This is a genomic window from Cupriavidus yeoncheonensis (assembly GCF_905397275.1).
GTDB classification, from domain to species: Bacteria; Pseudomonadota; Gammaproteobacteria; order Burkholderiales; family Burkholderiaceae; genus Cupriavidus; species Cupriavidus yeoncheonensis.
Genome location: NZ_CAJPUY010000005.1, coordinates 232758 through 259401, shown reverse-complemented (window position 1 = coordinate 259401; position 26644 = coordinate 232758). Strand labels below are relative to the sequence as shown.

26 protein-coding genes are annotated in these 26644 nt (G+C 66.3%); 15 read left to right on the top strand and 11 right to left on the bottom strand.

What is annotated here, in order from left to right; genetic code table 11:
- Position 1: 1 nt before the first annotated feature.
- Positions 2-409 carry a RidA family protein gene (locus tag KHO22_RS09125; RefSeq protein ID WP_211946790.1) on the top strand — a complete coding sequence of 136 codons (408 nt, stop codon included), beginning with the start codon at positions 2-4 and terminating at the stop codon, positions 407-409.
- A 103-nt stretch (positions 410-512) separates the two neighbouring features.
- Here the strand turns inward: KHO22_RS09125 and KHO22_RS09120 are convergent, their stop codons facing one another.
- A complete protein-coding gene (locus KHO22_RS09120; RefSeq protein ID WP_211946789.1) occupies positions 513-1364 on the bottom strand; it encodes a phytanoyl-CoA dioxygenase family protein in 852 nt (283 codons plus the stop codon).
- Between the two features lie 292 nt (positions 1365-1656).
- Between KHO22_RS09120 and KHO22_RS09115 the strand changes: the two genes are divergently transcribed.
- Positions 1657-2118: a TetR-like C-terminal domain-containing protein gene (locus KHO22_RS09115; protein ID WP_211946788.1), complete on the top strand. Its 462-nt coding sequence runs from the start codon at positions 1657-1659 to the stop codon at positions 2116-2118.
- A 482-nt stretch (positions 2119-2600) separates the two neighbouring features.
- On the top strand, positions 2601-3080 hold the full coding sequence (locus tag KHO22_RS09110) for a nuclear transport factor 2 family protein (RefSeq protein WP_211946787.1): 480 nt from the start codon (positions 2601-2603) through the stop codon (positions 3078-3080).
- Positions 3081-3382: 302 nt separating this feature from the next.
- Here the strand turns inward: KHO22_RS09110 and KHO22_RS09105 are convergent, their stop codons facing one another.
- The 3 genes from KHO22_RS09105 to KHO22_RS09095 form a co-directional block, all read right to left on the bottom strand.
- Positions 3383-4138 carry an SDR family NAD(P)-dependent oxidoreductase gene (locus tag KHO22_RS09105; protein ID WP_211946786.1) on the bottom strand — a complete coding sequence of 252 codons (756 nt, stop codon included), beginning with the start codon at positions 4136-4138 and terminating at the stop codon, positions 3383-3385.
- Between the two features lie 144 nt (positions 4139-4282).
- Positions 4283-5761, bottom strand: coding sequence for an FAD-dependent oxidoreductase (locus KHO22_RS09100; RefSeq protein WP_211946785.1), 1479 nt, complete (start codon positions 5759-5761; stop codon positions 4283-4285).
- Between the two features lie 30 nt (positions 5762-5791).
- Entirely contained in the window at positions 5792-6658 is an 867-nt protein-coding gene (locus KHO22_RS09095; protein WP_230426815.1) for an SDR family NAD(P)-dependent oxidoreductase, read from the bottom strand.
- A 454-nt stretch (positions 6659-7112) separates the two neighbouring features.
- Between KHO22_RS09095 and KHO22_RS09090 the strand changes: the two genes are divergently transcribed.
- Positions 7113-7592 carry an SRPBCC domain-containing protein gene (locus tag KHO22_RS09090; protein ID WP_211946784.1) on the top strand — a complete coding sequence of 160 codons (480 nt, stop codon included), beginning with the start codon at positions 7113-7115 and terminating at the stop codon, positions 7590-7592.
- A 27-nt stretch (positions 7593-7619) separates the two neighbouring features.
- Here the strand turns inward: KHO22_RS09090 and KHO22_RS09085 are convergent, their stop codons facing one another.
- The 5 genes from KHO22_RS09085 to KHO22_RS09065 are packed head-to-tail and all read right to left on the bottom strand — an operon-like array spanning position 7620 to position 10683.
- Positions 7620-7895 (bottom strand): hypothetical protein, encoded by a 276-nt coding sequence (locus KHO22_RS09085; RefSeq protein WP_230426802.1) that lies wholly within the window; start codon positions 7893-7895, stop codon positions 7620-7622.
- A gap of 47 nt (positions 7896-7942) precedes the next feature.
- Positions 7943-8566: a TetR family transcriptional regulator gene (locus KHO22_RS09080; RefSeq protein ID WP_211946783.1), complete on the bottom strand. Its 624-nt coding sequence runs from the start codon at positions 8564-8566 to the stop codon at positions 7943-7945.
- A 21-nt stretch (positions 8567-8587) separates the two neighbouring features.
- A complete protein-coding gene (locus KHO22_RS09075; protein ID WP_211946782.1) occupies positions 8588-8965 on the bottom strand; it encodes a nuclear transport factor 2 family protein in 378 nt (125 codons plus the stop codon).
- Between the two features lie 19 nt (positions 8966-8984).
- Positions 8985-9770, bottom strand: a complete 786-nt coding sequence (locus tag KHO22_RS09070; RefSeq protein ID WP_211946781.1) for an SDR family NAD(P)-dependent oxidoreductase — start codon at positions 9768-9770, stop codon at positions 8985-8987.
- Between the two features lie 40 nt (positions 9771-9810).
- On the bottom strand, positions 9811-10683 hold the full coding sequence (locus tag KHO22_RS09065; protein ID WP_211946780.1) for an alpha/beta fold hydrolase: 873 nt from the start codon (positions 10681-10683) through the stop codon (positions 9811-9813).
- Between the two features lie 127 nt (positions 10684-10810).
- Between KHO22_RS09065 and KHO22_RS09060 the strand changes: the two genes are divergently transcribed.
- The 11 genes from KHO22_RS09060 to KHO22_RS09010 all read left to right on the top strand — a co-directional run bounded on the left by KHO22_RS09060 (position 10811) and on the right by KHO22_RS09010 (position 25151).
- On the top strand, positions 10811-11599 hold the full coding sequence (locus KHO22_RS09060) for an SDR family oxidoreductase (RefSeq protein ID WP_211946779.1): 789 nt from the start codon (positions 10811-10813) through the stop codon (positions 11597-11599).
- Between the two features lie 136 nt (positions 11600-11735).
- Positions 11736-13298 (top strand): DUF1302 domain-containing protein, encoded by a 1563-nt coding sequence (locus tag KHO22_RS09055; RefSeq protein ID WP_211946778.1) that lies wholly within the window; start codon positions 11736-11738, stop codon positions 13296-13298.
- 67 nt (positions 13299-13365) lie between these two features.
- Complete coding sequence (gene dmpE, locus KHO22_RS09050; protein ID WP_211946777.1) at positions 13366-14148, top strand: 2-oxopent-4-enoate hydratase; 783 nt, start codon at positions 13366-13368, stop codon at positions 14146-14148.
- 35 nt (positions 14149-14183) lie between these two features.
- Complete coding sequence (locus KHO22_RS09045) at positions 14184-15086, top strand: acetaldehyde dehydrogenase (acetylating) (protein WP_211946776.1); 903 nt, start codon at positions 14184-14186, stop codon at positions 15084-15086.
- 11 nt (positions 15087-15097) lie between these two features.
- Positions 15098-16123: a 4-hydroxy-2-oxovalerate aldolase gene (gene dmpG / locus KHO22_RS09040; protein ID WP_211946775.1), complete on the top strand. Its 1026-nt coding sequence runs from the start codon at positions 15098-15100 to the stop codon at positions 16121-16123.
- 88 nt (positions 16124-16211) lie between these two features.
- Positions 16212-17195, top strand: a complete 984-nt coding sequence (gene surE / locus KHO22_RS09035; protein ID WP_211946774.1) for a 5'/3'-nucleotidase SurE — start codon at positions 16212-16214, stop codon at positions 17193-17195.
- 137 nt (positions 17196-17332) lie between these two features.
- A complete protein-coding gene (gene paaY, locus KHO22_RS09030; RefSeq protein ID WP_211946773.1) occupies positions 17333-17929 on the top strand; it encodes a phenylacetic acid degradation protein PaaY in 597 nt (198 codons plus the stop codon).
- Positions 17930-18149: 220 nt separating this feature from the next.
- Positions 18150-18488 carry a hypothetical protein gene (locus KHO22_RS09025; RefSeq protein ID WP_211946772.1) on the top strand — a complete coding sequence of 113 codons (339 nt, stop codon included), beginning with the start codon at positions 18150-18152 and terminating at the stop codon, positions 18486-18488.
- A 218-nt stretch (positions 18489-18706) separates the two neighbouring features.
- Positions 18707-19582, top strand: a complete 876-nt coding sequence (locus KHO22_RS09020; RefSeq protein ID WP_338031328.1) for an acid phosphatase — start codon at positions 18707-18709, stop codon at positions 19580-19582.
- A 416-nt stretch (positions 19583-19998) separates the two neighbouring features.
- Entirely contained in the window at positions 19999-23721 is a 3723-nt protein-coding gene (locus tag KHO22_RS09015; RefSeq protein WP_211946771.1) for an alkyl sulfatase dimerization domain-containing protein, read from the top strand.
- Between the two features lie 8 nt (positions 23722-23729).
- Positions 23730-25151 (top strand): aldehyde dehydrogenase family protein, encoded by a 1422-nt coding sequence (locus KHO22_RS09010; RefSeq protein WP_211946770.1) that lies wholly within the window; start codon positions 23730-23732, stop codon positions 25149-25151.
- A gap of 195 nt (positions 25152-25346) precedes the next feature.
- Here KHO22_RS09010 and KHO22_RS09005 read toward each other — a convergent pair whose 3' ends face one another.
- Together KHO22_RS09005 and KHO22_RS09000 are read right to left on the bottom strand one after the other, a co-directional pair.
- Positions 25347-26324, bottom strand: coding sequence for a Bug family tripartite tricarboxylate transporter substrate binding protein (locus KHO22_RS09005; RefSeq protein ID WP_211946769.1), 978 nt, complete (start codon positions 26322-26324; stop codon positions 25347-25349).
- 20 nt (positions 26325-26344) lie between these two features.
- The gene (locus KHO22_RS09000) at positions 26345-26557 is read right to left on the bottom strand and encodes an SDR family NAD(P)-dependent oxidoreductase (RefSeq protein WP_211946768.1); all 213 of its coding nucleotides are present in this window, start codon (positions 26555-26557) and stop codon (positions 26345-26347) included.
- Positions 26558-26644 lie beyond the last annotated feature (87 nt).

The following is a 26644-nucleotide window of genomic DNA, read 5'->3' as shown; positions in this document are numbered from 1 at the left end:
TATGACAAAACAGCACCTGAACCCTCCCGGCCTGCTCGGCTTTCCGCCGCTCAGCCAGGTGGTCGTGAGTACCGGCAACAAGCTCGCATTCGTCGCCGGCCAGACCGCCTGCAATGCGCAGTTCGAAGTGCTGGGCGGCAACGATTACCGCCTCCAGTCGATCCAGGCCCTGAAGAACCTTCAGATCGCGGTACAGGCCGCCGGCGCGACGGTACACGATATCGTCAGCAGCACCGTCTACCTGCGCGACCTGACGCCCGCGGTCGCGGAGCAGTTCATCGCGGCGCTCTCGCTCGCCTTGGACGGGGAACCCTTCCCTGCCCATGCGTTCACGATGGTGGGGGTGCAGGCATTGGCCAGCCCCGACGTGCTGGTCGAGATCTCTGCGATTGTGGCCTTTGACGCGTAAGCGCGCCGCCCGAAGCGCCCCGCGGTACGGGTTTCATCGGGGAGCACGGGCGGCTGCTTTCACAAGGAGGAGGGAGCTCCCCCCCGCTTTCCAGGATGCGTTGTCAGAGCTGCCCTTCACTCAGCAGATCAAGCGGATTGCGCAAATCAACCATCCCCAGATAGCCACCGTTGTCCTTGATGGCATCGTGCACGCCATACCCGAGCAATCGCTGCGCCTGGCGCGACAGCCGCCGCGCCCGCGCCGGCGGCACTGACAGGACGTTGTTCTCCTCGGTCCGTAGCCAGCCAAGGGCATAGCTCATGTGGAAGCCGCGCCGCCACTGGTCCGAGGTCGCGTTAGCGCCGCCTGCGTGCAGCGTTGCCCCCTGGTAAATGACCGCGGACCCCGCGGGCATCTCGGCAAAAGCGATTTCGGCTTGCTCGGGCTGGCGTTCGCGCGGCCATCGATGGCTGCCGGGGACGACCAGCGTAGCACCGTTTTCCCTGGTGAAGTCCACCAGGGCCACGACGGTAGCCAGTTGCAGGATCGGGCGCGGGTGGCGGAAGTGAATCCACAAGTCCTCGTCGCGATGCATCGTCTGTGCATGAGCACCCGGGCCGCGGTCCATCATATGCCCGAGGTTGAGCTGGTAGTCCGCGCAGTTGGGCAGCAGGAAGCGATCGCAAAGCGCCAGATAGACGGGATGGCACATGACCTTCTCGGCAAACGCATCGGATTTTCCGGCCAGACCGGTCAGATGACGAACGTGCTTGCCGAAGAACGCGGCAACGGTTTCATTCACGTGCGCTTGCGCCGGGTCGGAAGCCGAGATCAATGGATCGATATCGCGATCCAGTTCGGCAAGCGTGGGGGGATCAAGCAATCCTTCGACAATCACGGCGCCATGCTCCTCAATCGCATTGCCGATGATCTCAAGGGAAGTGTCCGCTCTGTAACGGGCGATGTCTGCCATATGTGTTTGTCCTTTGTTCGGTGGCAACAGTCATGTGGCAAGCGTTGAACGGTGAGATCACCGGCCGTAGCATGCCACTAATGCATCTTGCGATGCATTAGTGGCATGCTAGCTACGAGGAGATGTCGCGTCAAGCTATGATTCGGCGTGCAAAAAAAGACGGAGCGCAAACGATATGGGAGTTAAGAATGGGCCTGGCCTCCTCCGGCCGGGCGGCCGCACGGAACAGGTTCGCAAGGCCATTGCCACGACCGTTCTCAAACTGATCGAGTCAGGCGACCTGGATTTCGAGTTGCAGGAAGTAGCCAGGCTGGCCAACGTCCATCGCACGACCATCCATCGCCGCTGGCCGGATCGCGCCTCGCTGATCGCAGAGGCGCTGAGCGAGCACACCTCGCGCATCGACATCGAGTTCACCGGGGACTGGCGGGCGGACATTACCCGCATGGCGTTCACACTGCGGGATTTCCTCAGCGATCCGGTCGAGGTCGCGATGAATACGATCCTGGCGTCGACCAACAACGCCGAGTTTCGCGAAATGATCTCCGCGCATTGGAGCGGTGTACTGGCTTCCTTCCAGACGCCCATACTGGAGGCGCAGGCCCGGGGCGAGATCGACGCCAAACACGACGCCGAGATCCTCGTGTCGATGATGGTCGCGCCCATCGTTTCGGCCGTGATTTTTCTGAAGCAGACGCCGGATGACCGCTATATCGAACGGCTGGCGGCACAGCTTATCAAGGCTTGCAATTGAGGCTTCCCGGAGGATGTCGGGCGCGTCAGGGCCCAAACGGACATGCCGCCCTGAAGCCACGGCCTTGAAGAGAAAGACGGCTACCCCCGCCGGCACTCTTGCTGGCGACTGTCGACCCGGACCCAGCGCGGGCAGCCGGAGTCGGGCAGCCAGACTTCAAAGGCATGCACGCAACGTACGTGCGAGACGGTCCGCTTCACGTGCATCGGTGATGTTCGCGAAGCCCATCACGAGGCCGCGTGCATTGTGGTCATGAGCCGCGAATTCGCTGCTATCGACCGAACGCAAAGACGATCTCATCGATCGTCACGCGGATCGCGCGGTGTGCCACAGATCCTGATGCGTGACGAGCCAAATCTCTGCACAGAAGCGCGCGTTGCGCGGATCAAAGCCCGCTCATTGCGCATGGTCCGTACAGACGATGAACGCACGCACGCCTGCCAGCAAGATGCATCTCCAGACCATGATTGCCAGGAGACGCAATGGACAATGCCGTACAGAACCTGCTTGAAATCGAAGCCATCCGACAGTTGAAGTACCGCTACTTCCGCGCCGTCGACTGCCACGACTGGCCGCTACTCGCAAGCTGTCTTGCAGAGGATTGCACCACCTGGCTGGACAGCGGGAAGTATCGATTCAACGGGCGCACCGAATTCGTCGCCGAACTGCGCAAGCTCCTGGACAACCCGCCGCTGCTCACGATGCATCAGGGACATCATCCCGAGATCGAACTGCTGGGCGCCGACAAGGCCACGGGAATCTGGTACCTCGAAGACTATGTGATCTCGCAAGAGCAAGGCTGGCTGCTTCGTGGCACCGCCTACTACCGTGACGAGTATGTCAAGCGCGATGGCCATTGGCAGATTCTCTCCACCGGGTACGACCGCGTCTTCGAAGCCGTGACCTCGCCGATCCCCGAACAATTTCGCGTGACGGCCAACTGCTTTGCTCCAGCGCAGTGATGCCAGCGGGAGGCGGCCAGTACCCCTGGCCCGCAGCTCGCCCCTCTGAGCCTTGGCTCCCATGCCAGGACCGATCCACACGCCTTCTTCGATGCCGTTGGAGATGACTCCAGGCTCAAGCGAAACATCGACAGCATGATGGAAAGCTGCAATCGCTTCAATGGCGCCCGCCTGCTTCGGCTTCCTCACCGGCGCGACAGCCCGATTGCGGGCGCCCTATTGCCTGGCGCAAACCTGAACGGAACTGTACCCCCGGAACTGCCCGCGCGTTCTTTGAGCGCCGGGCTGCGCCCGGGTAACGCCTACCCCCAGTAAGCCTGCCCGCCATCAAGAGGAATTGTCGCGCCCGTGAGGTAACCCGCCTCTGCGCACACAAGGTGCGCGACGGCTCGCCCGATGTCCTTCTCGCAGTCACCGACGCGCCCGAGCGGAATCGTCTTGAAGAAGGCGGCTGCTTCCTCCGGTCGCGCGGCGACCCATTCGGCCATGCCGGGCGACATGGCGTGCGGGGCGATGGCGTTGACCCGAATGCCGTCGCTGCCCCATTCACACGCGGCAGCGCGGGTCAGCGCGCGGATGGCTTCCTTGACCGCCGCATAGGGGCCGTAGCCCGATGCGTCCCAGCGCACCGCTGCGGACGAAACACAGTTCACCACCGCGCCATCGCCCCGCAGGTACGGATAGCAGGCGCGCATCATGCGCATCGTTGCCAGCGGCCCCGAATCGATGCCTTGCATGAACGCTTCGTCGGTGACCTCCAACAGGCGTCCGAGCGGCACCACCTGCGCGTTGTTGACAAGGACATTGATGGCGCCGAAATGCGCAAGCACCTGCGCGACGCAACGCTCGATCTCTTCCTTGACCATCACGTCGCACATAAATGGCAGTGCGTCGCCACCGCGACGGCGGATCTCCGTGCATGTGTCCTCCAGCTTGCCGGCAGTACGGCCGACCACGGCAACGTGCGCCCCCTCTGCGGCAAGCGCGTAGGCAATCCCCTGCCCCACGCCCTGGCCGGCCCCGGTAACCAATGCGACTTTCCCTTGCAGCCGACTCATGCCTGCCTCCTTTTACTATCCCTGGCGCATACGTGCGTGCCCGACGATGTCGTGGTCATGCGCCCTCCTTCAAGCGATTCACGCGATCTATCTGCATTCCCGCTGCGCTATGTGCCGTGCATAGCAACGCGTCGTCTTTTCCGACTACGAGATGTCCAAGCCGGCGACATGCCGGCCCGCTTGCCGGCCGAAGAAGGTGGCATCGGCCAGCGACATGCCGGAGCTATAGCCCCCACCCCAGCGCGGCAAACCACAGGCGGTGCGGCCAGCCGCATAAAGACCGCGAACCGGCGTCCGCTTCTCGGTCAGTACCTGTCCGGTTGGCAACGTGTCCAATCCTCCCAGGGTGAAATGCGGATAGAACGCGTAGTCGACGCGGCAATCCAGCGCAACAAAAGGCGGCTCAACCAGTGGCTGCAGCCACTTCGCTGCCTTGTGGAACAACGGGTCGGCGCCTTCGGCGGCGTGCCGGTTGTAGACCGACACCGTGGCACTCAGTGTTCCCTGCGGCAGGCCAAGGTCATGCTCGACCTCTTCCCAGGTCTCACCGGCGGCCGCGATACCGATACGCGTGAACTCCGCCGGTGGCTGGTATGTCGCGCTGTCGACCAGGAGATAGATCCGGTCGCCGAGCTGCTGCATGATGTGGTGCCCAATCCGGCCGTGATAGCAGTCCTCATTGATGAAGCGCTGACCGCGTTCGTTGACGAACACGCCCTTGATGAGCGATTCGGGCGCGTAGAAAGGCAGGCTGACGAACGCCTGGTCCATGTGGATCGCGGCGCCGCCCACACTCATGCCCATCAGAATGCCCGAGCCATCGTCGCCGGGACTGCCGATCGGCTCGTTCGCGCGTAACAGGCCAGGCGCGTGGCGCCGAACCATATCGCGATTCATCGCGAACCCGCCGGCGCACAGAACGACGCCCTTGCGCGCGCGCGCGAAGTGCAGCCGGCCGTCGATCCGCGCGACCACGCCGTGAACGGCATCCGCCTCGTCGGCAATCAACGCGAGTACGCGGCTGTCATAGCGCACATCCACGCCCAGCTTGACGACGCGCGCGGCCAGCACATCCATCAGCATGCGTCCACCACCCCAGCCGACCCATTGCGGGGTATGTCCGCGCGGGCAAGGCTTCGCACTGGCGGAAAACGGCCACGCCTCCTCGCTGCCAGACCAGATGAGACAGTCGTCTGTCTCGGGCTCCATCATCCGTTCGGGCAGGTAGGTGTTCTTGTAGACCAGCCCTTGCTCGACCAGCCAGTCATGGTGCGTCCGGCTGCCTTCGGCATAGAGGCGCACCTTGTCCTGGTCGGCATCGGGACCACCTGCCATCAGCAGGTAACGGTACAGGTCCTCGGTGTCGTCGACAAAACCGGCTTGCCGCTGTGCGGGTGTGCCTCCGTCACCGCCCAGGTAGATCTCGCCACCGGACAAGGCGCTGGTGCCGCCGCTGCCGGAGGCGAGCTCAAGCAGCGTGACAGCCGCGCTGGCCTGCGCGGCTTCGATGGCAGCGCACGCGCCTGCCGCGCCAAAGCCGACAACGATGACATCCGTTTCAATATCCCAATGCGGAACATCCCGGAGGCGACATGGGCGTGTGACAGAGAATTCGGCAGACATGGTGTGGTCTCGCAAGAATAGGGATGCAGATCAATCAACGATGGCCGGATGCGCCTGGACGGGCCCGCCCAGCATCTCGCGATAAGATGGTGGCTGCCTGCCCTCGTCATCCTGAATGCCGTACTCCCGGGCGATCTCCGCGCCGATCAATACCCCGCCGGTCTTATCCATCAGGCGTGGATCGCGGTAGAGCGCGTGGATGATTTTCCCGGTGAATTCCGGTGTCTCGGCCCGTTCGGCAAAGTCGGCGTACTGGTCCGGGCTGCGCGCCAGCGAACGCATGCTGCGTTCGGTCTTGAGCATTCCCATCCAGATAGAAACGGCCGCGACGTTATGGGGACGCAGGTCCACGGCCATGTCCTTTGCAAACTTGTCGACCCCGGCCTTTTGCGCGCCGTATGCCGGCCCGTGCATGTAGCAACTTGCACCAAACGATGAGGTGAATGCGATCAGCCCGCTGCGTTGCTTGACCATCAACGGAGCGGCATGCCAGCTTGCCATGTATGCCGAGCGCAGGCCGACGTCGAGGATATTGACCAGATCGGGCGACTTCTGCCAGAACCCGGCGCGCACAGTCAACTCGTCATGCAGAAAGGTGGCGTTGTTCACCAGGATATCCAGCCTGCCCTGCTCCCGCGACACGCGCTCAAATACAGTACTTACCTGACTGTCGTAGCGGTGGTCGCAGGGCACGGCAATGCCTTCCCCCCCGGCCTTGTCGATCTCCGCTGCAGTCGCCCAGATCGTACCGGGCAGATCGGCATCGCCTTCCTGCTGCGAACGGCCGGTCACATAGACGGTTGCGCCTGCGGCAGCGAGCGCCAGGGCAATGCCCTTGCCGGCGCCACGCGAGCCACCTGTCACGACGGCCACGAGCGGTTGATCAGTAGAACGCACGACATTCTCCTCTCTGGTTGCACTGCCCAGTTGCAGCGCCTCGGCCGCCTGGGCTTCAAGTACGTAGATCTGGGCCGGCGGCTCAATACCACCGGAACTAGGAACGGTAAAGCGCCGCTCCACGCCGGCAGGCGTCACCGCCTGCCGCATCCGCGTAAAGCCGCGCGTACCGCTTGCGCATCTGGCACATCGGGCGATCTGGATCTCCGCGGCCATCGCCAATGGCTGCGGCCGCATATCGGACATCGCAGAAGAACCCAAAAAGAATGCCGACCACCACCGGCCGGCACCAAGCTCACAGCAGCTGGAGACTCGCTGAGCATGCCGTCACTGTGCCTCGTCACCGTGCCACCGACTTCGTCCACGTGGACTCGTCCGTTCGGAGTATGCGCAGGCAAGCTGCCCGGCCCTAGTGTTGAGACTCCCCACAATGACTGACAGTAAGGAGCAGACAATGGCCAAGGCGGAAAACCTGGTGACCTCGATCACCGTAGAGATCGAGGCGCCGGCATCGCTGGTATGGGAGGTGCTGACGGACTTTCCACGCTACGCGGCGTGGAACACGTTCTGCCCGGGACTGGAGACCAGCGGCCGCCTCGGCGACCTGGTCTGCATGCAGGTCCGCATCCCCGGCACCCAGCAGGTCATCCCGGTCAACGAATACCTGATCGCCTGGGAACCCGAACGCCTGCTGTCGTGGGAACAGCGCCCCACCGACGACAACAAGGACGCCGCTCGGCGCGACCAGTATGTCGAGGCGATCGGCCGGAACCGTACCCGCTACTTCACCACGGACCTGTTCCTGGGCCTGAACGCGGACACCATCATGCGCGAACACGGCGGCTGGGTAAAACAGGGCTTCGACCAGGTAGCGCGGGACGTCAAGGCACGCGCCGAGGCGCTCCACATCCAGCGGCAGGCCGGTCAGCGCTGACCGCCGGGACTCCGGGCCCGCGGCCGATCATTGCGGCGGGCGTTGGCTCAATACCAGCAAGGCCGCTGCGCCGCGGCCACGCGCGCAGGCATCATCACAATCATCGTGAACCACGCCGGACAACGCCATGCCGGGCGCAGGGCCCTCGTCCGGGCCGCCATCCGCATAGACGACCCCGCCGCCCGTGACAAACACCCAGGCCACGCCCGCACCAGCCACCGCCGCTATCAGGCCGCCCACCCAACGAAATCCGAGCCGCTTCATCGCTGTCTCCTCCAACCCTTTCCGGGCTTCAAGGTCCATGACAGCATCGTAGGTGCCACCTGTCCCCGGGACTTCGTCCGAGCGGACTAAGGAGTGTCCCGGATGCGCACCGGGCTGCCTGCCGGAAAGGCTGCACCGGGTTGCATGCCCGCTCGCAGATATAGCGTGGCCAGCGCCGGCGCCGCGCCGGACAAGCCGGTTGGCGTCAGCTGCAGGGCGTGCGCGCTCAGCAGGCCCCACACGTGAGCCACCAGCAGCCCGGCAAGCGCCGGGTCGGGCAGCAGATCCGCGAGCGTGCCGCGCAGCGTGCCGATGCCTGTCTGCACACGGTCGCGCAGCGGGCACAGCTCGCACGCGTCGCCGCATTTGTGCTGCAGCAGGGCCGCCAGCAGGCTGACATGGCGCGCGATGGCATCGCCATCGAGCAAGGCGGCCAGTGCCGGCTCCAGCGCGCCCTGCCGGGCCCGGGCCCCATCGGCCAGCGGCGCGAGCCGCGCGGCGAAATCGGCTTCGGCACACGACAGCAGCGCGCCCAGCAACGCCGCGCGCGAGCGGAAATGGGCGTAGACCGCGCCGCGCGTCATACCGATGGCGCGGGCCACGTCCTCAAGCGTGACGCAGTGCAGCCCGCGCTGGTGCATCAGCTGCTGCGCACTGTCCAGGATGCGCGCGCGCGTGGCCACGGCATCGTCGCGGGTTCGCCGGACCATCGGCGGGCTCGCGGCGGCGCGTTACAGGAAATGCACGTCGTCCGGCCCCCAGTGGGCGCGCATGCTCTGGATGCGCCCGTCCGCGGCGAACGTCATGATGTCGGTCACGTCGATGCGCGCCGGCCGGCCTTCCAGGCGCGCGTGGACCGCGAACGTCAGCGCGGCCGCATTGCCGTGCGAGCCGCGCGGCGGCGCCACTGCCTCCAGCCGCGCGCCGAGCGACGTGGTGTGCTGGTAGAACGCCAGGATGGCCGGCTTGCCGGCGATCGGCTGCGCGCCGACCGGGTCCTCCACCGTGGCATCGTCGGCGTAGAGCGCGGCGACGCCCTGGGCGTCGCCGGCATTGAAGCGCTCGACATAGGCGAGCAGCGTGGCTTTCATCGCGGCGCTATCGGGCATGGGACTTTCTCCTTGTCGCTTAGCGTGCGGTGTAGCCGCCGTCGATCACCAGCTCGGCGCCGGTCACGTAGCGTCCGGCGTCGGACACCAGATAGAGGATGCCGGCCGCGATGTCGCGCGGCTGGCCCACCTTGCCGATCGGGGTCAGGCCGCCGAGGTAGTCGAACAGTGCTTCGCCCTGCCCCGATGCCTGTGCCACGTGTTCCAGCATCGGCGTGCGGATATAGCCGGGATGGATCGAGTTCGAGCGGATGCCCCTGGCCGCGTAGAGCATGGCATCGGTCTTGGCCATCATCCGCACCGCGGCCTTGGATGCGTGGTAAGGCGGTACGTCCGGGCCGGCGGCGATGCCGTACATCGACGAGACGTTGACAATGGCGCCGCTGCCGGCGCGCTCCATGTGCGCGATCGCGTGCTTGGTGCACAGGAAGGTGCCGGTCACATTCACCTCCATCACCTGCTGCCATTGCTCCAGCGTCACTTCGTGGGTGGGCATGTTCGGTCCTTCGATACCGGCGTTGTTGACCAGGATGCCGAGTCCGCCGAAACGGGCCGCGACCTCGTCGAGCACGCGCGCGACCTCGCTTTCGCTGGTGACGTCGAGCTTCCAGAACGCCGCCTCGCCACCCGCGCCGCGGATCGCTTCAGCCGTGGCCTTGCCATCCGCTTCCAGCACATCGAGCACGGCGACCTTCGCGCCGGCCGCTGCCAGCACGCGCGCGGTCTCCGCGCCGATGCCACGCGCGGCACCGGTGATGGCGGCAACCTTGCCGCGCAGGTCGAACAGGCTGTACGGGTATTCCATGATGTCTCCGATCGTCTTGTTGGTTGCGTGCGGGCGCCAATTATGCCGCGCGGTCCTGCCCCGTGTCGGCCAGGAAGCCGAGGCATTCGCGATTGAAATAGGCCGCGTGCTCGACCATCACCCAGTGGCCGCAACGGTTGATCATGACAAAGCGCGCATCGGCGCAGCCGCTCAGGAATTTCATCGCGCCGGAGGCGGGATTGAACTGGTCCTCCGTGCCCCAGAAGCCCAGCACCGGGCAGCGGATCTCGCCCAAGCGCGCGGTCAGGTTGGGCACCTTCATGGTGGCCAGCACCTCGCGCGGCTGCTCGCGGCACACCGCCATGCGCTCGTCGACCAGCGCGTCGGTGACCAGGCTGGCGTCGTGCACCAGCAGTTGCAGCAGCTGGCGCATGGTGTCCGGGTTCATGTGGCCGCCGGTGAACAGCGACACCATGCGCTGGATGCCCTCCATCTGGAAATAGGTCTCGCGCTCCTCCACGCCGCCCGGGGCCATCATCACCAGGCGGCTGACATGCTCGGGGAAGTCCAGCGCGTACTGCAGCGCGATGGCACCGCCCAGCGAATTGCCGACGAGCACGCAGCGCGGCAGCTCAAGTGCCAGCAACTGCTCGCGCAGCGCGGCGACAAAGAAGTCCAGTGTGTATTCGACATCATCCGGCTTGGACGACTGCCCATAGCCCGGCAGGTCCACCACCACCGTGCGGAAGCCCGCCTGCGCGAATGCCGGCGCGTTATGGCGGAAGTTGCTGTGCCCGCTCGCCCCCGGTCCGCTGCCGTGGATAAAGACCACCGGTTCTCCGCTGCCCGTGTCGAGGCAGTGCAGCCGCAGGCCCGCCGACGTGGTGACGAAGCGCCCGACCGGCAGGTTCGGGTGCAGGGAAGATGGCGTTTGCTGTGACGTAGCGGGCATAAGGGCGTCTCCGGTGTGGTTGGCTGTGATATTGCTCAGCGACGGCCCCCGGGGCATCGTTCATTCGGACTAAGAACGGCACGGCCACTTCTCCTACGATGGGCGCTCCATGCATCAGGGGGGACCCATGACAGGATTCGACTACACCGGCCAGACCGTGCTGGTCACCGGCGGCATGCGCGGCATCGGCCGCGCCATCAGCGAAGCCTTCCTGCGCGCCGGTGCGCAGGTCTTCGTCTGCGGACGCACCGCGCCCACGCACGACAGCGAGCTGCCGCACGCGGAGGGTCGCCGCGCCCACTTCATCGCGGCGGATATCCGCGACATCGAACAGGCCGACGCCATGCTCGCGCGCATTGCGCAGCACAGCCCTACGCTCGATGTGGTGGTCCACAACGCCGGCGGCTCACCCTACGCGCTGGTGGCCGATGCCTCGCCACGGCTGCTGGAATCGGTGATCCGGCTCAACCTGGTGGCACCCCTGCAACTCGCGCAGCGCGCCAATGCCCGCATGCAGCAGCAGGCCGGCGGCGGCACGCAGCTGTTCGTCGGCAGCATCAGCGCGCTGCGCCCGTCGCCGGGCACGGCAGCCTACGGCGCCGCCAAGGCCGGCATCCTCAATGCGGTGCGCTCGCTCGCCGTGGAATGGGCACCCAGGGTGCGCGTGGTTGCGGTCAGCCCGGGGCTGGTGCTGACCGAAACCTCGCAGCAGCAGCACTACGGCGACCCCGAGGCGCTGCGCGCGACAGCCGCCACGGTGCCGCTGGGCCGTCTCGCACAGCCTGACGATATCGCCAGCGCCTGCCTGTTCCTGGCCTCGCCACAGGCCTCGTACGTTTCCGGCGCCAATCTCGTGCTCGACGGCGGCGGCGAACGTCCGGCCTTTCTCGACACGGCCTCGGTCAATCGCGGCTGATCGACAAACTCTAGGGAAACCGCCTAGTCCATTCTGCCGATTTGTGCGTGGCTCCCCCTCTCTACGCTTGCGGCCAGATGAGCGCCATTCGAAGTGCCAGGCCATGAACCACCACCAAGACCAAGGGGAGACCACCATGCACCAATCACCAAGCGGCACAGTGAAACGCCGCGGCCCGCTGCGGCCGATCGCTGCCGCGGCGGCACTGGCAACGCTGCTCGCGCCATGCGCCCGCGCCGGCGAGACGATCGACCTCGGCCACGACACCACGCTGGACTACAGCGTGACCGCGTCCTATGGCGCGGCGGTCCGTACCAGCCACCAGAGCAACACCCTGCTGAGCCCCGCCAATATCAACGGCGACGACGGCGACCGCAATTTCAAGCGCGGCGACATGACCGCGAACCGCGTTTCGCTGCTGGGCGAGGCGCATGTCAAGCATGATGCCTTCGGTGCATTGGTGCGCGGCAGCGTGTTCTATGACTGGGCCTACAGCGGCACCAACTCGAACAACGCGCCCTTCACGGTCAACCACAGCGGGCCGTTCAACGAGTTCACGGGGTCGGCGCGCGACTATCACGAGCAACGCGCCCAGCTGCTCGACGCATACGTCTACGGCACCACGCCGATCGGCGACACGCAGTTGAGCTTCAAGCTGGGCAACCAGGTGGTGGCATGGGGCGAGAGCCTGTTCTTCGCCAACATCGCCGGCGCGCAAGGGCCCGCCGATGCCACCAAGGCTTTCGTGCCGGGGGTCGAGGTCAAGGACATCCTGCTGCCGGTGCCGCAGGCATCGCTGCAGCTGCAGGTCACGCCGTCGTTCAGCCTGATGGGCTATTACCAGTTCACCTACAAGCCGAACCAGCTCTCCGCACCGGGCAGCTACTTCAGCACCAGCGACCTGGTCGGCCCGGGCGCGGAGTTCATCATCGGGCCCGGCTTCCGTATTCCGCGCGGCCCGGACATCAGTCCCTCGGACTGGGGGCAATGGGGCATCGGCACGCGCTTCCGCGTGTTCGAAGGCACCGAGATCGGGCTCTACCAGCTGCGCTATCACGACAAGAACCCGAGCGTCGTCACCTCGCTGTTCCCTTCGCTGCAGTACCAGCAGAAGTACTTCAGCGGCATCAACCTGACCGGCGCCAGCTTCTCCACACAAGTGCTGGGCGCCAATATCGCCGGTGAAATCAGCTACAAGGACGGCATCCCGATGCTGGTGGACGTGGCCGGCTCGCCCACAGCGTCGCCCGGCCGGGCGCTGCAGGGGCAGTTGTCCGCGATCTACTCGATTGGCCCGACCTTCCTCGCCAACTCGCAGTCGCTGGTCGGTGAAATTTCCTACCTGCACGTGCTCGGCGTGGATTCGGTGATGGGCTACAGCCAGCTGACCAACACGCACAATTCCGCAGCGTTCCAGGTCGGCTGGTCGCTGACCTACAACAACGTGTTCGATGGCTGGGACATGACGGTGCCGCTCACCTATGCGCAGCAGTTCAGCGGCAGGTCGGCCGTGGCCGGCGCGTTCGGCACGCTGATGGGCTATGGCGACAAGCGCGCCAGCGTCGGCGTGACCTTCAAGTACCTGAACAACCTGGAACTCAACCTGACCTACGCCGCGTTCATCGGCGGGCCGAGCATCACCAACCGCCCGCTGGCCGACCGCGACTACGTCGCCTTCAACGCCAAGTACTCGTTCTGACGCACGCCTTGCCCCCATGCCGCCGCGGCGTGACGCCGCGGCGGCGCTATCCGACGCTTCTCCCGCCATGAATGCCGACCTGATCACCACGCTGAGCAACGAACTCCACCATGCGCTCGTCACGCGCACGCCCGTCCCGCCGCTCAGTGGCCGGGGCCTGGCGCTGGACGTGGGCGATGCCTATCGCATCCAGCAGGGCTTTATCGCGCACCGGCTGGCGGCCGGCGACCGCGTCACCGGCAAGAAGATCGGCGTGACCAGCGAGGCCGTGCAGAAGATGCTGGACGTGCACCAGCCGGACTTCGGCATCCTGCTGCAGAGCATGCACTATGCCGCGGGCCAGCCGATCCCCGCGGACACGCTGATCCAGCCGCGCGCCGAGGGCGAGATCGCCTTCTTCCTGCGCCGCGACCTGCGCGGCCCCGGCGTGACGCGCGACGACGTGCTCGACGCCACCGAAGCGGTGGCCGCGTGCTTCGAGATCGTCGACTCGCGCATCCGCGACTGGCGCATCCGCATCGAGGACACCGTCGCCGACAACGCTTCCTGCGGCGTCTACGTGCTCGGCGACGAGCGCGTCAGCCCGCAGGCGCTGGACCTCGCTTCGTGCGAAATGGTGCTGGAAAAGAACGGCGAATGCGTCGCCACGGGCCTGGGCAGTGCCGCGCTGGGCCACCCCGCCGACGCGGTGGCGTGGCTTGCCAACACGCTGGGCAGCTTCGGCATTCCGCTGCTGGCCGGCGAGACCATCCTGTCCGGCTCGCTGGCGGCGCTGATCCCGGTACAGGCCGGCGACCGCCTGTCCATGCGCATCAGCGGCATCGGCGGCTGCAGCGCCGTGTTCTGCTGACCTTCTGATTCTCTCCACTTGCGAAGCGAGACCCCATGAACAAGATCCGATGCGCCCTGATCGGGCCCGGCAATATCGGCACCGACCTGCTCTACAAGCTGCGCCGCAGCGACATCCTGGAACCCGTCTGGATGGTCGGCGTGGAGCCCGGCTCCGAAGGCCTCGCGCGCGCCCGCGAGCTTGGCCTGAAGACCACCAGCGACGGCATCGACGGGCTGCTGCCGCACCTGGAAGCCGACGATATCCGCATCGCCTTCGATGCCACCTCCGCCTACGTCCACGCCGAACACTCGGCCAAGCTCACCGCGCGCGGCGTGCGCGTGATCGACCTGACGCCCGCCGCGATCGGGCCGTTCTGCGTGCCGCCGGTCAACCTCGACACGCACATCGGTACCAACGAGATGAACGTCAACATGGTCACGTGCGGCGGCCAGGCCACCATCCCCATGGTGTACGCCGTGTCGCGCGTGCAGCCGGTGGCCTATGGCGAGATCGTCGCGACGGTGTCGTCGCGCTCGGTCGGGCCCGGCACGCGCCGCAATATCGACGAATTCACGCGCACCACCGCAGGGGCGATCGAAGCCGTGGGCGGCGCGCGCCAGGGCAAGGCCATCATCGTGATCAACCCGGCGGAGCCGCCGCTGATCATGCGCGACACCATCCACTGCCTGACCGACGACGCGCCCGACGTTGCCGCCATCACCGCGTCCGTGCACGACATGATTGCCGAAGTGCGCAAGTACGTGCCCGGCTATACGCTCAAGAACGGCCCGGTGTTCGACGGCAAGCGCGTGTCGATCTTCCTGGAGGTGGAGGGGCTGGGCGACTACCTGCCGAAGTACGCCGGCAACCTCGACATCATGACCGCCTCCGCGGCCCGCACCGCCGAGTGCATCGCCGCCGCGATGCTGGCCGTCCCTGAAATCACCACCGCCTGAGGAGCCACGCCATGGGCCAACGCATCACCCTGCACGACATGACCCTGCGCGACGGCATGCACCCGAAGCGCCATCAGATTTCGCTGGAACAGATGAAGGGCATCGCCCGCGGCCTGGACGCCGCCGGGGTGCCGCTGATCGAAGTGACCCACGGCGACGGCCTGGGCGGCGCCTCGGTCAACTACGGCTTTCCCGCGCACAGCGACGAGGAATACCTGCGCGCGGTGCTGGGCGAACTGAAGCAGTCGCGCGTCTCGGCGCTGCTGCTGCCCGGCATCGGCACCGTCGACCACCTGCGCATGGCGCACGAGATCGGCGTGCATACCATCCGCGTCGCCACCCATTGCACCGAGGCGGACGTGTCCGAGCAGCATATCGGCATGGCGCGCAAGCTTGGCATGGATACCGTGGGCTTCCTGATGATGGCGCACATGGCGCCGGCGCAGACGCTGGTGCAGCAGGCGCTGCTGATGGAAAGCTACGGCGCCAACTGCCTGTACATCACCGACTCGGCCGGCCACATGCTGCCGCACGACGTCACCGAGAAGCTGACCGCCGTGCGCCAGGCGCTGCGGCCCGAAACCGAACTGGGCTTCCACGGCCACCATAATCTCGCCATGGGCGTGGCCAATTCGCTGGCCGCGATTGCGTGCGGCGCGAACCGCATCGACGCCGCCGCCGCAGGGCTGGGCGCCGGTGCCGGCAACACGCCGATGGAAGTGCTGGTGGCGGTCTGCGAGCGCATGGGCATCGAGACCGGCGTCGACGTGTTCCGCATTGCCGATGTGGCGGAGGACCTGGTCGTGCCGATCATGGACCACCCGATCCGCATCGATCGCGACGCGCTCACGCTCGGCTATGCCGGCGTGTACTCGTCCTTCCTGCTGTTCGCCAAGCGCGCCGAGGCCAAGTACCGCATTCCCGCGCGCGAGATCCTGGTCGAACTGGGGCGCCAGCGGCTGGTGGGCGGACAGGAAGACATGATCGAAGACACGGCGATCACGCTGGCTCGCGAGCGTGGCCTGCTGGTGGCGTAAGCAGCGGCCGTCCTGACTGGACCCGGCCCGGCGGCAATCCGGCGCCGGGCACAGACTCCCCACGTATCAGAGACAGGAGACCGTTCCCATGCTCCGCACTCCCGGGCGCCTGCGCCTCGGTATCAGCGCCGCGGCACTGGCTGCCGCGGCCAGCCCCGCGCATGCGCTCAACGTGCTGCTGACCAATGACGACGGCTGCGCGGCGCCCGGCATCACCGCGGTGCGCAAGGCGCTGCTGGCTGCCGGCCACCGCGTCATCACGGTGGGGCCGGCCAGTAACCAGAGCGGTTCTGGTGCCGCCTATGCCGTGCCGGACGGCAGCACCCGGCTGGTCGTGGTGCCACTTGCCGGCAGCGCCGACACGTTCTGCGTGCATCGCGTCAAGGCCGGCTATGCCGCGGGCGGCGCGCTCAACGCCACCAACCCCGACTACCTCGGCAGCGGTTCGCCCGTGGATGCCACCGCGGTGGGCCTGAAGATCGTCGGGCCGGAACACGGCTTTGCGCCCGACCTGGTCGTCTCCGGCGCCAACTTCGGCGAGAACCTGTCGGACTCCATCCCGCACTCGGGAACGGTGATGAACGTTCTGTTCGCCGCACGGCGCGGCGTGCCCGCCATCGCGCTGAGCGTCGGGGTCGATTTCGCCGAAGCAGGCAAGGGCTTCCCTGCCACGCTGGCCGCGTTTCCGAAGGCAGGCGCCTTTCTCGTGCGCGTGATCGCCAGCCTTGAAGCCGGCCGCGCATCCGGCCGGCCGCTGTTGCCGGCGGGACAGCCACTGAACATCAACTATCCGGTCGCAGGCCGGCAAGATCCGGCAGGCGTCCGCATGACCGTAGCCGGCACGGTGGATTCGTTCACCACTGCCTACAGGCGCAACCCGGACAGCACCGTATCGATCGAAGTGGGCGCGCCCGATGCCGAGCCGAAAGCGCTGGCGGGGATCGCCGAAACCCCGGCGTTCCTGTCCGGGTTCATCACCATCTCGCCGCTCGACGTGGACTTCCGCCCTTCGGCCGAGGCACGCCAGCGGTTCCATCGCACGCACCGCGGGCTGACGGCGCTGACGCCGTAGGCAAGGCTGCAGTCGTCGCGGGTCAATGCCCCATCGGCGCGGGACAAGACCATCGCCGTGATGTGGAGCCCGGCGCAGCGGCAATCGTGAACGTGCAAAGCGGTCGCCATGCGCCCACACAGTAGGAGCCCCCATAGATGCCTTGCTACAGCCTCGACGGCCTGACCCCGGTGGTGGATCCGACCGCTTATGTGCACCCGACGGCGGTGCTGATTGGTGACGTCATCGTCGGTCCCGGCTGCTACGTCGGCCCGCTCGCGGCGCTGCGCGGCGACTTCGGGCGGATTGTCCTGGGAGAGGGCGTCAACCTGCAGGACACCTGCGTCATGCACGGCTTCCCCGGCAGCGACACCGTGGTCGAACGCCACGGCCACATCGGGCACGGCGCGGTGCTGCATGGCTGCCACATCGGCGCCGATGCGCTGGTGGGGATGAACGCGGTGGTCATGGACCATGCGCGCATCGGCGAGCGCTGCATCGTCGCCGCTACGGCCTTCGTCAAGGCCGGCTTCGAGTGCCCGCCGCAGAGCCTGGTGATGGGATCGCCGGCCAGGGTGAAGCGACAGCTTGGCGAACAGGAGATCGCCTGGAAGCAGCGCGGCAGCGCCGAGTATCAGGCGTTGGCCAGGCGCTGCCTGGCCGGCCTGCTGGAGTGCGAGCCGCTGGCTGCGATGGAAACGGACCGCCCGCGTGCGCACGATTCGGGGATTCGGCCCAAGCGGCCCGGCGGATAAGCTTCATTCCTCGCGCGTTGCCGGTTCCGATACCGACGGCCTGCGCTTGCGCGCGAAGCACCTGATCGGGATTTACGGACAGGCGTATTGGATTCCATCGCAAGAAACGGAGAGCACCGCCAGGACAGTCTGCCTACTCTTCATTGCGAGTTAGTCGCAACCTGTCCCGGTCCCACGTGTCCGGGGTCCGCCCGCTATGTCCTCAGGCGAGGAGTGTGTCATGCCCATCAATGAAGTCCGGCCAGACGCCTATGCAGACCTTGGCGACATCTGGCTTCGTGATCAATCGGCGCGGCTCATGCAAAAGCATCTGCAGTTTGGACGGCACTATCGGTCGGATGTCGAGGCGCTGCTGGCTCGAAACGCCCGGGCAGCTCGAACGGACAGAGGGACCGCGATACCTGCCAGGAGTCATGGCCTGCCCACCAGTCGCATTCGGCGAGCGACGATCGAGGCCATTGAATACTGTTCGCGGTTGAACGATCCTTTGGCGCGCATGGCACTGCTGCCGGCGGCAAGCAATTCGGGTTCGCGCCGGAAGCCGGCATCGGCCGGTTGAATTCGCAGCGATGAGGCGACATGGTCGTTGCACGCTGTCAATTGCCGTTGTCGGGCCCTGACCGGTCGGGATGGTGGCTACGTTCATATCGTGGAACAAATGGCATAGCCGATCTCCCTCTGCAGCATAGGTTGCTGCCATCCGCCCCCTGCCCGATTTTCAAATGCCGGCGCCGGCAGTAATCTCTCGGTACAGCCAATCCATGAGGAGATCCGCCAATGCCTGTGCCAAGACTCGCCCGCCCCCTGGAATCACCGCGTTCGTCACCTCCTGCCGCGATGACGCTGGCAATCGCCGCCACGGCAGGACTGCTCGCCGCTTGCGCCGCCAACCCGACCATCCAGCCGGTCAAGGTGCCCGAACTACGCCCCGGCGTCCCGGCTGGCTACCTGGCGCCGGAAGCCCGCCCCGACAGCGTGGCCCTGTTGCCGCCGCCGCCGGCGGGCGATTCGGCGGCCTTCGCGCTGGACAAGGACACGGCAAAGCTGGCCCGGACCCAGTGGGCAAAGCCCGGATCGGCGCGCTGGAAGCAGGCGCAACTCGACGCAGACCTGGATTTCCCCGCCGCGGCGGGCACGTTTTCCTGCGCGCTGAACGCGCCCGTCAGCGAGGCGCAGACGCCGCGCCTGTACATGCTGCTGCGCCGGACGCTGGTCGATGCGGGCATGACGACCTACCGCGCGAAGGACCGCTACAAGCGCACGCGCCCGTTCGTTGCCACGAACACGTCGTCCTGCACGCCCGCCGACGAAGCCAAGATCGCCAAGGATGGCTCCTATCCGTCCGGCCATAGCGCTGCCGGGTGGGCGTGGGCCCTGGTGCTGACCGAGATCGCGCCGGAGCGCGCCGATGCCATCCTGGCGCGCGGCCGCGCCTTCGGGCAAAGCCGCATCGCCTGCGGCGTGCACTGGCAGAGCGACGTCAACGAAGGCCGCATGGTGGCGGCAGCCACGGTGGCACGCCTGCATGCCGATCCGGTGTTCGAGTCCGACCTCGCGGCCGCGCGCGACGAACTGAACAAGGTTCGCACCCAGGGACTGCCGCCGAACCGGGACTGCGCCGCGGAGGCTGCCGCGCTGGCGACGAATCCCTGAGGCAGGGTCCGGTAAGGACCGACGACGGTGGGTGCCAGCCGAGTTCGGCCATCCACCGCCTCGCCATTTCTTGCAGACCGACTTCTGCTGTTTTTCCGCCGCTCGTTCTCCTGCCTCGACGGCTCTCAGTCAAGCTTCTGTCATACCCGTTCATCTATCGGCCGCCCCCAGGGCGATCGCGCCACGCACGTCACCGGGAATTGGACGCGCCCGCACCATAAGTCCGTCAGCCCCCCCGGTTATGTCCCTTCGTGGTTTTCCCGAGCCACTCCGAAGCCTTCTTGCACCCATACAGGCGCCTCGCAAGAATGTCATCCCAGCTATGAATTCATCCGGCGGATGCCGCGCGAGGGTCGTCAAAAGCCCCCGAGCGATGCTTCTTCCGCCTTGGGCAGAACCAATACAGAGAAGCGAACATGAACGAGGTTTTCGACTACATCGTGGTGGGTGCAGGGTCGGCCGGGTGTGCCGTCGCGGCACGGCTTGCTGACGGCGGAGCAGGAAGCGTCGCATTGCTGGAGACCGGCGGGCATGACTTCAGCCCCGCCATCACCATCCCGATCGGCCTCGCCTCGACCGTACCGAAGCCCGGCCGCTACAACTACGGCTTCGCCACGGAGCCTCAGCCGGCATTGAACGGACGTCGCGGCTACCAGCCGCGCGGACGCGGCCTTGGCGGCAGTTCGTCGATCAACGGCATGATCTACATTCGCGGCGTGCCGTCCGACTACGACGGCTGGGCTGCGTCGGGCTGCGACGGCTGGGCATGGGAAGACGTACTGCCCTACTTCAAGCGCTCGGAATGCAATGAACGCGTCGCGGGTCAGAGCGAGGACGCGTGGCACGGCGGTCGCGGGCCGGTGCACGTCGTCGACACGCGTTCGCTCAACCCGTTCGACCGCCGCTTCGTCGAATGCGGGCAGAGCGCCGGCATTCCGTACAACCACGACTTCAACGGGGCGCAGCAGGAAGGCGTCGGCTACTACCAGCGCACGCAGCGAAACGGCGAGCGCTGGAACACCGCGCGCGCGTATCTCCACCGTGGCAACCAGAACGCCCTGAGCGGCGGGCGCGCGAACCTGCGCGTGCTGCCGGACACGCAGGTACTGCGCGTCGTGTTCGAAGGCAAGCGCGCGGTCGGCGTGCGCGTGGTGCGCGACGGCGTGGAAAGCGTGCTGACCGCCCGCCGCGAGGTCATCCTCAGCGCCGGCACGTTCGGCTCGCCGCAATTGCTGATGGCGTCCGGCATCGGACCGGCCGCGCACCTGCGCGAACAGGGCATCGAACTGGTAGCCGATGCGCCCGGCGTGGGTCAGAACCTGCAGGAGCATCCGGACATCAAACTGCAGCATCGCCTGCGCAGCACGGACCTTTACGCGGCGAGCGTGCGCGGCGGCCTGCGCCTGCTTGGCGAATGGCGCCGCTACAAGAAGGAGCGGTTCGGCATGTTCGCGTCGAATATCGCCGAGACAGGCGGCTTCGTGAAAAGCCACCCGGACCTCGCCAATCCCGATCTGCAACTGCACTTCTCGACAACGCTCGGCGATTCGAAGCAGCGCAGTGTGCATGGCTACTGCCTGCATGCTTGCGTGCTGCGCCCGCATAGCCGCGGACAGGTGCTGCTCGCGTCCGCCGACACACGCGTTGCGCCGCGCATCGACCAGAACCTCCTGTCCGACCCGCGCGATATGGATACGATGGTCGCAGGCGTTCGCATCGCGCGGCGCATCCTGGCGCAGCCTTCGCTCGCGTCGCTGGGCGGGGCGGCGCACAACTACGACCATCTTCGCCTCGATGGCAGCGACGACCAGGCCGTGCGTGAATGGATCCGCGACCAGGCCGACATCATCTTCCATCCGGTCGGTACCTGCCGCATGGGCAGCGATGCGCTGTCGGTGGTCGATAGCGAACTGCGCGTGCGTGGCGTCGAGGGCCTGCGCGTGGTGGATGCTTCGATCATGCCGACCGTGATCGGCGGCAATACGAACGCGCCCGCCATCATGATCGGCGAGAAGGCGGCCGATCTGGTGCGCGGCATCCGTCGCGCCGACGCTGTTTCGTTCCGGCAGGAGACCCCGGAAGCCGCAGCGGAGCCGGTCGCACAGCGCGAAGCGGCCGGCGCCGCGCGGGCGAACGCCGCGTCGCAAGGGTCCTCGCCCCGGAACCATTGGAAGACGCTGGCGACCGCTGCCGCGCTCGTGGTCGCATCCAGCGCGCAAGCCGTGAACGCCGCCGAACAGCCCAAGCCGGCCAGCGCGATCACCACGGCGGCGAATGCCGCCCTGCTGCAGCAGCTGCCGTTCGACGACCGCAAGGACTACGAAGAGGCCAGCCGCGGCCTGGTCGCACCGTTCACCGGCGACATCCTCAACGCCGACGGCAAGCCCATTCGCAGTGTTTCCGCCTACGCGTTCCAGAGCGCGGCGAAAAGTCCGGATTCGGTCAACCCGAGCCTGTGGCGCATGGCGCAGCTCAACAGCAACGCCGGCCTGTTCAAGGTGACGGATCGCGTGTTCCAGGTGCGCGGCATGGACCTGGCGAACATGACCATCGTCGAAGGCGATCGCGGCATCATACTGGTCGACCCGCTGATGTACACCGAGACGGCCAGGGCCGCGCTCGCGCTCTACTACGCCAACCGTCCGCACAAGCCAGTGGCGGCCGTGATCTACACGCACAGTCATGTCGACCATTTCGGCGGGGTGCGCGGCGTCATCGACGAAGCCGACGTCAAGTCGGGCAAGGTGGCAATCTATGCGCCGGCGGGGTTCATGCAGGAAGCCGTCAGCGAGAACGTCTTCGCCGGCACGGCGATGTTCCGGCGCGCGGTATATCAGGCCGGGTCCGGCGTGCCGCGCGGCGAACATGGGCAGGTCGATACCGGCATCGGCAAGAGCAGTATCGCAGGCGGGACCATCAGCCTGATCGCGCCGACCGTTTCGATTTCAAAGCCATACGAAACGCGCCGGATCGCGGGCATCGACTTCGAATTCCAGTTCACGCCGGGAACCGAGGCGCCGGCCGAGATGAACTTCTACCTGCCGCAGATGCGCGCGCTGTGCATGGCCGAGAACGCGACGCGGACGATGCACAACATCCTCACGCCGCGTGGCGCGCTGGTGCGCGATCCGAAGGCCTGGGGCAAGTTCCTCGACGAAAGCCTGGTGCGCTACGGTGACAAGACTGACGTCCTGCTCGCGCAGCACAACTGGCCGACCTGGGGCGGCGAGCGCATCCGGACGCTGCTGGCCGACCAGCGTGACACCTACACCTACCTCAACGACCGCACGCTGCACCTGCTGAACCAGGGCCTGACGCCGATGCAGATCGCGCAAGCGATGCAGAAGCTGCCCGGCGACCTTGAGAAGAAGTGGTACGCGCGCGGCTACTACGGTTCGCTCAGCTTCAATTCGCGCGCGGTGTACCAGCGCTATCTGGGCTTCTACGACGCCAATCCGGCCAACCTGAATCCGCTCGAACCCGAAGCGGCCGGCCGGCGCTACGTCGAGGCGATGGGCGGCGCGCGCAAGGTGCTGGCGATGATGCGCGACGCCATCGCCAGGGGCGATTATCGCTGGGCAGCCGAGATCGGCAACCGTCTTGTCTTCGCCGAACCGCAGAACCAGGAAGCGCGCAACGCGCAGGCCGACGCGCTCGAGCAACTCGGCTATCAGGCCGAGAACTCGCTGTGGCGGAACATGTACCTGACCGGGGCGCTGGAGCTTCGCAACGGGCCGCGCTCGTATTCCACGCGGCAGGCGGAGGATCTGGTCCGTGCGCTGGAGCCTTCGATGTTCTTTGACTACATGGGCGTGCGGCTCGACTCCGACAAGGCGGTCGGCCACGACATGACGCTGAACTGGGTGTTCTCCGACCTGAAGCAGCCGTTCGCGGTAACGCTGCGCAATGGCGTGCTCACCTATCGCGAAGGCTTGCAGCATCCTAAGGCCGATGCGACCGTGACGATGAGCAAGGCGACGCTGGACCGCATCAGCCTGCGCCAGGTCACACTGCCCGATGCCCTGCGCGGCGGCGAGGTCAAGATCGATGGCGACCGAAGCAAGCTCGCCGAACTGATGGGCTTCATGACCACGTTCGATCCTTCGTTCAACATCGTGACGCCGATCGCGGAGCATTGATCACCACCATGAAGAGAATCGACACCTTCTATATCCATGGCGAGTGGATCCCGCCGGCCGCCGGCGCGACCACGATGGACATCGTCAACCCGGCCACCGAAGAAGTCATCGGCAAGCTGTCCCTCGGCACTGCCGCCGACGCCGACCGTGCCGTGGCCGCCGCGCGCGCCGCGTTCCCGTCGTGGTCGCAGTCGAGCCGCGAAGACCGCATCGCGCTGCTCGGCCGCATCATGGCGCTCTACAAGGAACGCCTCGGCGAACTGGCCGAGGCCGTGCGTACCGAAATGGGTGCGCCGGTCGGCGTGTGCAACGCCGTGCAGGCCCCTGTCGGCCTTGCGGCCATGAACGCAACGCTCGAAGCGCTGCGCACCTTCGAGTTCGAAACCGAGCACGGCCGGAACTTCGTGCGCCGCGAGCCGATCGGTGTCGCCGCGCTGGTCACGGCGTGGAACTGGCCGCTGATGCTGATTGCGACGAAAGTCAGCGCGGCCATCGCCGCCGGCTGCACGATCGTTCTCAAGCCCTCCGAAATCGCGCCGCTCGACGCGCACCTGTTCGCGCAGATCATGCACGACGCCGGCACGCCGGCCGGCGTGTTCAACATGATCTACGGCGAGGGCAAGTCGGTGGGCGCGCGGCTGTCGTCGCACCCCGAAGTCGACGTGATCTCGATCACCGGCTCGACGCGCGCCGGTGTGGAAGTGGCGATCAGCGCCGCGCCGACGGTCAAGCGCGTGCATCAGGAACTCGGCGGGAAGTCGCCGCTCCTGATCCTCGACGACGCCGACATCGCGGATGCCGTGCAAGGCGGCGTGGCGTCGATCATGATGAATTCTGGCCAGACCTGCATCGCGCCCACGCGCATGCTCGTGCCGCGCACCCGCTACGACGAAGCCGTTGCCGTGGCCGCCGCAACTGCCAACGCGCTGAGGGTCGGCGATCCGGCGGACCCGGCAACGAAGCTTGGCCCGATCTCGAACCGCGCGCAGTACGAGAAGGTGCAGCACATGATCGGCGTCGGCATCGAGGAAGGTGCGCGCGTGATCGCCGGTGGTCCGGGTCGCCCCGAAGGTCTCGACAAGGGCTTTTACGCGCGCCCGACCGTCTTAGCCGACGTCAACAACGCCATGACCATCGCGCGCGAGGAAATTTTCGGGCCGGTGCTCGTGATAATTCCGTACGATGCCGAGGACGATGGCATCGAGATCGCCAACGACACGAACTACGGCCTCGCCGCCTATATTGCGTCGGCCGACCGCGCCCGCGCTCTGCGTGTGGCGGCTCGGCTTCGCGCGGGCTCCGTCAGGATAAACGGTGCTCCGGTGGACTTCTCGTTGCCGTTTGGCGGCTACAAGTCGTCCGGCAACGGCCGCGAAAACGGCGCCCATGGGTTGACGGAGTACCTGGAAGTGAAGTCTGTTTCGATGTGAGGCGTACCTGGCCGCGGGGACCGCCTTGTTTCCGTCTGTCGTATGAAGTTCCGTTGCAGCCACAAGCAAGCCGTGCGCCCGTTACTGCCGCCACGCCTCACTGTGGAACCCTGCCGGAAATCTTCATAGCTACGAGGCCAGCACAGATTGTGAGAAGCATCCGTTCTCGAAGCGGTCGCGTCCGCACAAGTGCTGCTACTCGCGATGCAGGCCGGCCTGCTTCACCACGACAGGCCATTTCTTTTCGTCCGCCTGTATCAGCTCTGCAAATGCCCCCGGCGTGCTGCCACCCGGTTCGAAGCCGCGGCTCGTCAGGCGCTGGCGAACGTCCGGGCTGCGGAGAGCCTTGACGAATTCGTCGTTGAGCCTGGTCACGACGCTGGCGGGCGTACCGGCAGGCGTCACTACGCCATACCATTCCGCGGAGTCAATGCCGGGCACGCCCGCTTCGGCGAGCGTCGGCGTGTCCGGCAGGCCGGGCAGCCGGTGCTTGCCCACCACGGCGAGAGCCTTGAGCTGGCCGGACTTCAGCAGCGGGGCCACCACCGGAAAGCCGGGGAACATCATCGCGATGTGGCCGCCCACCATGTCCACCAGCGCCGGCGGCGCCCCTTTGTATGGGACATGGACGATGTTCACCCCCGTCTGCTTCTGGAACGCCTCGCCGATCAGGTGAAGCTGTGTTCCCTCGCCGGACGACGCATACGTGATCCGGCCCGGCTGGGCCCTGGCCTTGCTTACCAGTTCCTGCACCGATCCGGCCAGCGAAGGGTTCACGACCAGCACATAGTTCGAGGTCACGAGCGTGCTGACCGGGCTAAAATCCTTTGCCAGGTTGTATGGCAGGCTGTCATTCAGGCTCTGGTTGATGATCATCGCACTGGTGGCGACCAGCAACGTGTACCCGTCGGGCGCGGACTTCACGGCCGCCACGGCACCGATGTTCCCCGTGGCACCCGGCCTGTTCTCCACGATGATCGGCTGCCCAAGCCCGGCGGAGGCCCGCTCCGTCACGATGCGGGTGGCGATATCCACGCTGCCGCCCGCTGGCCAGGGGACGATCATGCGTATTGGCCGCGTCGGGTATGCCGCCTCGGCCAGCGCGCCGGTAGCACAGGCTGCCAGCGCCATCGCGCCAATAGCGCGGCTAATGCGTTGTCGTATCGTTTTCATCGCGCTATCCGCTTCCGCCTTCATTTCAGTCGCTTGCCGACCGGATAGAGCGCCGGTGCGTTGGGACTCGACGTGAGCTGAGTCAGCAGCGTCGGGAAGGGCTGGGCGAAGCTGTGCCGATCCGTGATGACTACGCGCATGCCCTTGCGCAAGACGGCTTCAGCCAACGCGAATCCCATGCCCGCGGCTGCACCGGTAATGACGGCGACCTGTCCTTCTTCCAATCTGGCCATGTCAGGGCCTCCTTTCAAGCGGAATGATGTGTTGGCCCCGGTGTTCGCGTCGGTGGCGAACGAAAATGGTCCGGAAGTATGCGGATC